The following is a 1,270-nucleotide window of genomic DNA, read 5'->3' on the forward strand; positions in this document are numbered from 1 at the left end:
AAAATGAACTATATATCAAACGCAAACCTAAAAGAAGCAGATGCAGAAGTATTCGAAATTTGTGAAAACGAATTAGAACGACAAACAAATCACCTAGAAATGATTGCAAGTGAGAACTTTACATCACCAGCAGTTATGCAAGCAATGGGTTCTGTTTTTACAAACAAATATGCAGAAGGTTATCCTTATAAAAGATATTATGGTGGATGTGAACAAGCTGATAAAGTAGAACAATTAGCAATTGATAGAGCTTGTGAAATATTTGGATGTAATTACGCAAATGTACAACCACACTCAGGTTCTCAAGCAAATGGTGCAGTATATGCAGCATTAATTAAAGCAGGTGATAAAATTCTTGGTATGGATTTATCTCATGGTGGACACTTAACACATGGTTCTAAACCATCATTTTCTGGTAAAAATTATCATGCATTTTATTATGGTGTAGAATTAGATGGAAGAATTAACTATGAAAGAGTAATGGATATAGCAAAAATCACTCAACCAAAAATTATAGTTTGTGGGGCAAGTGCATACGCAAGAGAAATTGATTTTGCTAAATTTAGAGAAATAGCTGATGCAGTAGGAGCAATTCTTTTTGCAGATATTGCACATATCGCAGGATTAGTAGCAGCTGGAGAACATATGAGTCCATTCCCTTATGCAGATGTAGTAACAACTACAACACATAAAACACTTCGAGGACCAAGAGGTGGAATGATAATGACAAATGATGAAGATATTGCTAAGAAAATAAACTCAGCAATTTTCCCAGGATTACAAGGTGGACCATTAGTTCATGTAATAGCAGGAAAAGCAGTAGCATTTAAAGAAATCTTAGACCCAAAATGGAAAGATTACGCAAAACAAGTAAAAGCAAACGCTAAAGTTCTAGGAGAAGTTCTAGTATCAAGAGGATATGATATCGTTTCAGGTGGAACAGATAATCACCTAGTATTAGTATCATTCTTAAATAAACCATTCTCAGGAAAAGAAGCAGACGCAGCACTAGGAAACGCAGGAATCACTGTAAATAAAAATACAGTACCAGGTGAAACAAGATCTCCTTTTGTAACATCAGGAATAAGAGTAGGAAGCCCAGCATTAACAGCACGAGGAATGAAAGAAAAAGAGTTTGAAATAATAGCAAATAAAATGTGTGATGTATTAGATGATATAGAGAATACAAAATTACAAGAAACAATAGCACAAGAGTTAAAAGAACTAGCATCTAATTTTGTGATTTATACTCAATCTACGTATTAAGAAT

General features: G+C 33.8%; 1 protein-coding gene. It reads left to right on the plus strand.

Translation table 11 applies throughout. The annotated features are described in order from the left end of the window. Window positions 1–3: 3 nt before the first annotated feature. On the plus strand, window positions 4–1,266 hold the full coding sequence (locus D9T19_RS14380; RefSeq protein ID WP_121628935.1) for a serine hydroxymethyltransferase: 1,263 nt from the start codon (window positions 4–6) through the stop codon (window positions 1,264–1,266). Window positions 1,267–1,270 lie beyond the last annotated feature (4 nt).

The organism is Poseidonibacter antarcticus (assembly GCF_003667345.1).
GTDB lineage: Bacteria > Campylobacterota > Campylobacteria > Campylobacterales > Arcobacteraceae > Poseidonibacter > Poseidonibacter antarcticus.